Source organism: Cedecea selenatireducens (assembly GCF_042138895.1).
GTDB classification, from domain to species: Bacteria; Pseudomonadota; Gammaproteobacteria; order Enterobacterales; family Enterobacteriaceae; genus Cedecea; species Cedecea selenatireducens.
Map to the genome: position 1 here is coordinate 140,450 of NZ_JBHIKW010000012.1, position 6,659 is coordinate 147,108.

General features: G+C 52.3%; 6 protein-coding genes and 1 tRNA gene. 2 read left to right on the forward strand and 5 right to left on the reverse strand.

Annotated features, from left to right (window positions below; genetic code table 11):
* Positions 1 to 45: 45 nt before the first annotated feature.
* Positions 46 to 1,416 (forward strand): murein transglycosylase D, encoded by a 1,371-nt coding sequence (gene mltD, locus ACE38U_RS18320; RefSeq protein ID WP_038475376.1) that lies wholly within the window; start codon positions 46 to 48, stop codon positions 1,414 to 1,416.
* Positions 1,417 to 1,464: 48 nt separating this feature from the next.
* Here mltD and ACE38U_RS18325 read toward each other — a convergent pair whose 3' ends face one another.
* The 3 genes from ACE38U_RS18325 to ACE38U_RS18335 all read right to left on the reverse strand — a co-directional run bounded on the left by ACE38U_RS18325 (position 1,465) and on the right by ACE38U_RS18335 (position 4,434).
* Complete coding sequence (locus ACE38U_RS18325) at positions 1,465 to 2,232, reverse strand: class I SAM-dependent methyltransferase (RefSeq protein ID WP_375530310.1); 768 nt, start codon at positions 2,230 to 2,232, stop codon at positions 1,465 to 1,467.
* A 72-nt stretch (positions 2,233 to 2,304) separates the two neighbouring features.
* Positions 2,305 to 3,108 carry an endonuclease/exonuclease/phosphatase family protein gene (locus ACE38U_RS18330; RefSeq protein ID WP_375530311.1) on the reverse strand — a complete coding sequence of 268 codons (804 nt, stop codon included), beginning with the start codon at positions 3,106 to 3,108 and terminating at the stop codon, positions 2,305 to 2,307.
* A gap of 150 nt (positions 3,109 to 3,258) precedes the next feature.
* A complete protein-coding gene (locus tag ACE38U_RS18335) occupies positions 3,259 to 4,434 on the reverse strand; it encodes an MFS transporter (protein ID WP_038475383.1) in 1,176 nt (391 codons plus the stop codon).
* Positions 4,435 to 4,538: 104 nt separating this feature from the next.
* On the opposite strand from ACE38U_RS18335, the gene yafC reads away from it, so the two are divergent.
* Positions 4,539 to 5,441: a DNA-binding transcriptional regulator YafC gene (yafC, locus tag ACE38U_RS18340; RefSeq protein ID WP_375530312.1), complete on the forward strand. Its 903-nt coding sequence runs from the start codon at positions 4,539 to 4,541 to the stop codon at positions 5,439 to 5,441.
* 6 nt (positions 5,442 to 5,447) lie between these two features.
* On the opposite strand, the gene dkgB is transcribed toward yafC, so the two are convergent.
* Positions 5,448 to 6,254, reverse strand: a complete 807-nt coding sequence (gene dkgB / locus ACE38U_RS18345; RefSeq protein WP_176981904.1) for a 2,5-didehydrogluconate reductase DkgB — start codon at positions 6,252 to 6,254, stop codon at positions 5,448 to 5,450.
* 175 nt (positions 6,255 to 6,429) lie between these two features.
* Positions 6,430 to 6,506 (reverse strand) — tRNA-Asp (locus ACE38U_RS18350).
* Between the last annotated feature and the right edge of the window lie 153 nt (positions 6,507 to 6,659).

Genomic DNA, 6,659 nt, shown 5'->3' on the forward strand with positions numbered 1-6,659 from the left:
GCGACGGTATCATCGCTCGTCTTTTAAGCAACCATTGACACACACATGAAGGCAAAAGCGATACTACTCGCCTCTGTCTTGCTTGTCGGGTGCCAGGCGTCAAAGCATGACGCCAACATTCAACAGCATGCACAGAGTCTGTCTGCGGCTGGTCAAGGTGAAGCAGGAAAGTACACGGGTCGAGCGACCTCTGCGCGATGGATGGATGATGGAACCTTCCTCGCGCAAGATCAAAACCTGTGGAACTTCATCGGCAACGAGCTAAAGATGGGGATACCGGAAAACGTCCGGATCCGCGAACAGAAACAGAAGTACCTGAGTAATAAGAGCTATCTCCACGATGTAACATTACGGGCAGAGCCGTATATGTACTGGATTGCCGGGCAAGTTAAGAAACGCAACATGCCAATGGAACTAGTACTACTACCCATAGTGGAGAGCGCTTTTGACCCCCACGCGACGTCTAGCGCAAATGCCGCAGGCATTTGGCAGATTATCCCAAGTACGGGGCGCAATTACGGTCTTAAGCAGACCAAAGCGTACGATGCACGCCGTGATGTAGTGGCTTCCACCACTGCCGCACTGGATATGATGCAGCGTTTGAACAAGATGTTTGACGGCGACTGGTTGTTGACCGTGGCAGCGTACAACAGCGGCGAAGGCCGTGTGCTGAACGCCATAAAAGCGAACAAATCGCGGGGTAAACCTACCGATTTCTGGTCGCTGGCTCTGCCACGTGAAACAAAGATCTACGTACCGAAAATGCTGGCGTTGAGCGACATACTCAAAAACAGTCAGAAGTACGGCGTACGTTTGCCGACAACGGATGAAAGCCGCGCGCTGGCGCGTGTTGAAGTCAGCAATCCGGTTGAGTTAACGCAGGTCGCCGAAATGGCAGGCATGTCGCTCACCAACCTGAAGACCTTCAACGCCGGCGTGAAAAGCACCACCGTTGGGAAAAATCAGCGTTACGTGATGGTGCCGAAAAAGCATGCCGAGCAGCTGAAAGCCTCTTTGGCTTCTGGTGAAATCGATGCTTTACAGCCTACGCTGGTTGCGGATAACCGCAGCAGTGCCGGTGGCAACAAATCTTATAAAGTGCGCTCAGGGGATACCCTGTCCGGCGTTGCTTCACGCCTCGGTGTGAACGCTAAAGATTTGCAAAACTGGAACAACCTGAGCGGTTCTCGCCTTAAAGTTGGGCAAACGCTCAGCGTGAAAGGTGGCGCAACGCAGCTGGCTGACAATAGCAGCATCACTTATCAGGTGCGCAAAGGTGACTCACTGTCGAGTATCGCCAAACGTCACGGCGTAAACATCAAAGATGTGATGCGCTGGAACAGCGGTACCGATGATCTGAGGCCTGGAGACCAACTGACGCTGTTTGTCAGCGGGAATACTTCTCCAGATACCTGATAGTAAAGATAAAAAAGGCACCTGCATGGTGCCTTTTCTTTTTTGAGTTTATCCCTTTCGAACTTCCAGCAGGATGATATCGCTGGTGAACGACCCGTCGCGCTGCAATTCAAAGTACTGCTTAACCTCGTCAGACGCACTTTTTTGGTAAGCGCGGATCGCGTCCGATAACACTATCGGCGTTCTCATCCTGGCAATCCAGCTGGAGAACTCCAGATTCAGCCTGTCGCATAAAACGCTGTGCGTCATCAGGCCCGCATCGTTAAACAGGCTCAGCCACTCTCCGCTGGAATAATTACGCACGTGCGAAGTGTCACGTAATGCCTCGACCGTTTGCAGCCAGATATCCTTCACCGGGTGACCCGGTGAAGTGACATCCATAAAAATAGCAATGCCACCAGGCTTAAGCACACGCTTCACCTCGCGCAGTGCCTGGCCGACATCGTGCCAGTGATGCGCAGAGTAGCGGCTGATGACCACATCAAAGGTGCTGTCATCGAATGGAAGTGATTCTGCATATCCCTGGCGAGTCGCAATATTAGTGATTCCCCGCGTGGTCGCCGCCTCCGCGACAACCGTCAGCATCTGCTCGGACAAATCATAAGCGACAACTGACTTCACCTTCGCCGCAGCAATAAAGCTTGCGTGCCCTGCCCCGCATCCCATGTCCAACAGAGTGGCATTGGGAAAATCATTCAACCGCGCGCTAAGCCGCTCCAGATCGCGCCCTGAAGCATGAACCGTGCTGGTCAAATAGGCGCTGGCCTGGGATCCAAACTGCTGGCTAACTTTGTCATGATGGGATTGCGTTGTCATCGTTATGTCCTTGCGGTTAAGTGAGAAAAAAGGGCAGCGCACAGGTCTGCCCAACGGCAGACCTGACGAACCTTATTTCAGCTCAGGCTTGCCGGGACGGAATTCAACTAGTAGCGGGTTATGGTCTGAGGCACGAGTCACCAGCACCGAAGCTTCGGTGACGTTCAGACCACGATAGAAGACGAAATCAAGCGGGCGACCAAACGCCCGGCGGCGATGATCGTCGGTAAAACGAACTTCACGCAGCGTCATTTCGCGGGCAAAGCGGAACAATGCATTCATGCGTGGACGGCTCCAGGCATTGAAATCACCGGCCATGATAACCGGCCCGTTGTGATGCCCTATCTGATCGCCAATTGGCCCAAGCTGTTTGCTGTAAACGTCTACGCCAAGGCTAAAATTAACGGCATGAATATTAATCACCATCAGCATCCGCCCGTCCGGCAAGGGATAAACGGTCACCAGGGCAGACTTGGATAACCGCAGGATCGGCTCGCGTTCACGTAGCGGGCAGCAATAGACAGGATGGGCAGCAGAAAGTGTCATCACGCCAGAAGGATGCTGGGGTAAAACAAAGGCGGGAACCTGGTCGGCGGCCAGATAGTTAGTGGTCGCAAATCGAACCAATTCAGGTGTCGTTTGCGCTTCCTGTAACAGCATCAGGTGCGCGTCTTTGCCGAAGGTTTGCAGCACCGAAAGCCAGTCGGCCCGCTGCTGCTTAAAGATGTTCCATACCAGAACGCGTATCGTGCCGTGGCAGGGTAAAGGTTCTCCGGGGGGTAATGCCTGACCTATAGTCGCAAACGAGCCGGGAGGCAGAATTCGCTCTGCTGGCTGTCCGGCTACGTATCGCATGGCATAGGTATTCTTGTGCACGTTTAGCTAACGACCTCAGTAACTCATCAATATGCCCGCAGTTTGCGGACTATCTTTCAGTTATAGGGACTTTAGCGCAGACTTTCAACGACCATTACAAACCATTGACTACCAGGGGCGTAAAACGGCTACGCTCCTGGTATAAAAAATTTAGCTTATGGCGAGTTTTGACTGCTTATCCAGTCTGCCGCTCAAGCCAATCAGCAACAGCGCCAGAACAACAATCACTGCGCCAATCCACGGCGTCTGCGCCAGACCGAAGTGTTGTACCGTCTGGCCACCAATAATGGAGCCCACAGCAATACCCACGTTAAACGCCGCAATGTTAAGACCGGAAGCAACATCAACCGCATTTGGCGTGTATTGTTCGGCTTTCTGTACAACATAGACCTGCAGGCCTGGAACATTACCGAAGGCGAAGACGCCCATCACCAGAATGGTAAGCAGCGCGGCAACGTGCGAGTGTACGGTGAACTGGAAGACCAGAAGCAGCACGGCCAGTGCGGCAAAGATAAATTTCAGGGCCGGCACAGCACCGTGGCGATCCGCCAGCTTACCGCCCCAGATATTGCCGATAGCCACAGATACGCCATAACCCAACAGGATCCAGCTCACTGCGGAAGGTGAAAAGCCAGCCAGATCCTGCATCATCGGCGCGAGGAAGGTAAAGGCGGTAAACACACCACCATAACCCAGCGCGGTAACCAGATAGATAAGCACCAGACGCGGATGGGTTAATACCTGCAGCTGCTCCTTAATTCCAGCCAGCGCACGATTAGGAATATCTTTCGGGATAAGGATCATGCTGCTGATCAATGCGATAACGCCAATAGCCGATACTGCCAGGAAAGTTTCACGCCAGCCGAAATGCTGCCCGATGAACGTCCCCAATGGCACGCCGGTCACCAGCGCTACCGTCAGGCCACCAAACATAATGGCAATGGCTGAAGCCGCTTTCTCTTTGGGTACAAGGCTCGTCGCAATCGTCGAACCAATGGAGAAAAATACGCCGTGCGCCAGACCAGTAAGCAGGCGAGCTACGACTAAAGTCTCGTAATTAGGCGACAGCCAGGCTATCACATTCCCTACGGTAAATAGCGCCATAAGGCCGATGAGCAATTGCTTGCGCGGCAGTTTGCCTGTTAAGGCGGTCAAAACAGGCGCGCCAATCGCCACGCCAAGAGCATAGATAGATACCAGCAATCCTGCAGACGGAACTGAGATTGCAAGCTGTTCAGCGATGGTCGGTACAAGCCCGACAATAACGAACTCGGTGGTGCCGATTGCGAAAGCACTGATCGTCAGTGCGAGAAGCGCCAGAGGCATAATTTACTCCATAACAGGTGTCTTTTGATGACACGTAGTATGGCGGGATGCTTAAATAACAAAAATATGTAAAATCTCAATAGAATTTTGCTTGTGGAGCAACAATGAAGGCTACGTCAGATGAACTTGCGATTTTTGTTGCCGTAGTAGAGAGCGGGAGCTTCAGCCGCGCGGCAGAACAGCTGGGGCTGGCTAACTCAGCGGTGAGCAGGACGGTAAAAAAGCTGGAGATGAAGCTGGGCGTGAGCCTGCTTAACCGAACAACGCGCCAGCTTAGCCTGACGGAAGAAGGTGAGCGCTATTTCAGGAACGTGCAGCAAATTTTGCAGGCGATGGCCGCGGCTGAAAATGAAGTGATGGAAAGCAAGCAGACGCCAAGGGGATTGCTGCGCATTGATGCCGCAACGCCGGTGATGTTGCATCTATTGATGCCGCTGATAAAACCGTTCCGCGAGCGCTACCCGGAAATGACGCTGTCTCTTGTATCGTCGGAAACCTTCATTAACCTCATCGAGCGTAAAGTCGATGTGGCTATTCGGGTGGGTAATTTAACCGACTCAAGCCTCCGTGCCCGCCCGCTTTTTAGCAGCTACCGCAAGATCATTGCCTCGCCCGAATATATAGCGGCTAATGGAGCACCAGAAACCGCTGCCGATCTGGTAAATCACGTCTGCCTGGGCTTTACCGAGCCTTCTTCTCTTAATCGCTGGCCGGTTTCACAGGAAGATGGGCAGCTTTTTGAGATCAAACCGGGCTTATCTTCGAATAGCGGTGAAACGCTTAAACAGCTGTGCCTGACGGGGAACGGAATCGCCTGTCTGTCAGACTTTATGATTGATAAAGAAATTGAAAGCGGAGAGTTTGTTGAGGTGCTTGCCGATAAGCTTTTACCGGTCAATATGCCTTTTAGCGCGGTGTACTATAGCGACCGGGCAGTCAGTACGCGTATTCGTGCATTTATTGATTTTCTGAGTGACGCAGTAAAACGGCCCCCTGAAGGGCCGTAATCAGGATCAGTTATCCCACTTCGGTGCCAGACCTTCCGGGCTCACCAGGCGGTCATTGCATTCCAGAGCAGCAATGGCCGCCATATCTTCAGCATCCAGCTTCAGGCTCTGCGCCTGCAGATTGCTTTCCAGATTCGCGCGTTTTGTCGAAGAAGGAATCACTGCATAATCCAGAGCCATCGCCCATGCCAGAATAACCTGTGCAGGCGTTGCCTGATGTTTCAGTGCAATACGGCCAATGGTTTCATCCGCCAACGCTTTCCCATAGGCCAGCGTCATATAGGACGTAATGTGGATGTTGTGCTGCTTAGCCCACTCAACAACGGTGCGGTTTTGCAGGTATGGCGACAGCTCAATCTGGTTGGTGGCAATATTTTCAGCGCCAACGGCATCAATTGCCTGCTGCATCAGTTCAACCGTAAAGTTTGAAATCCCAATTTGGCGCGTGAAACCGGCTTCTTTCGCCTCCAGCAGCGCCTGCATGAATTCAGCCACCGGCACGGCATCGTTTGGCGAAGGCCAGTGGATCAGCGTCAGATCGACGTAATCAGTGCGCAGCTTCACCAGGCTCTCTTTCAGGCTTGGGATCAGTTTGTCCTTGCTGAGGTTTTCAATCCAGATTTTAGTCGTGATAAAAAGCTCTTCACGTGGAATGCCGCTTTCTTCAAGCGCCTGACCAACAGCCGCCTCATTATCATAAATCTGAGCAGTATCTACAGCACGATAGCCCAGCTCCAGGGCTGTTTTAACCGATGCGATGACGATGTCGTCTTTCAGGCGGAAAGTGCCCAGACCGAATGCAGGAATTGCCATTTTTAACCTCATTATGGGATGTTCGTTGGTATGAGGAAGAGTATGCCGGGGAGAACTCTGCTGAAAAAGACGGATAAATGCAGAAGATTTTTGCTAAATCAGCAACAATGTTGTTAATTTTGATGGAATTTAAATACAAAAAAGCCCTGAGTCTAAGACTCAGGGCTTAAATAAGTGGCGGAACGGACGGGACTCGAACCCGCGACCCCCTGCGTGACAGGCAGGTATTCTAACCGACTGAACTACCGCTCCACCGAATTTTTCTACAACCACCGGTTTGTTGCCCCGGTTTACTGCTTAATTTGATGCCTGGCAGTTGATGAACTTACGTTCACCCTACGGGCCGCTGCTTCGCAGCGTTCAGACTCACCTTTCGGTTCGTCAGTCCTACTCTCTGAGAGTAGC

Coding starts and splice junctions, on each gene's coding strand:
- ACE38U_RS18325 (WP_375530310.1), bottom strand. CDS start 2,232: ATGACAACGCAATCCCATCATGACAAAGTTAGCCAGCAGTTTGGATCC.
- dkgB (WP_176981904.1), bottom strand. CDS start 6,254: ATGGCAATTCCTGCATTCGGTCTGGGCACTTTCCGCCTGAAAGACGAC.
- yafC (WP_375530312.1), top strand. CDS start 4,539: ATGAAGGCTACGTCAGATGAACTTGCGATTTTTGTTGCCGTAGTAGAG.
- ACE38U_RS18335 (WP_038475383.1), bottom strand. CDS start 4,434: ATGCCTCTGGCGCTTCTCGCACTGACGATCAGTGCTTTCGCAATCGGC.
- mltD (WP_038475376.1), top strand. CDS start 46: ATGAAGGCAAAAGCGATACTACTCGCCTCTGTCTTGCTTGTCGGGTGC.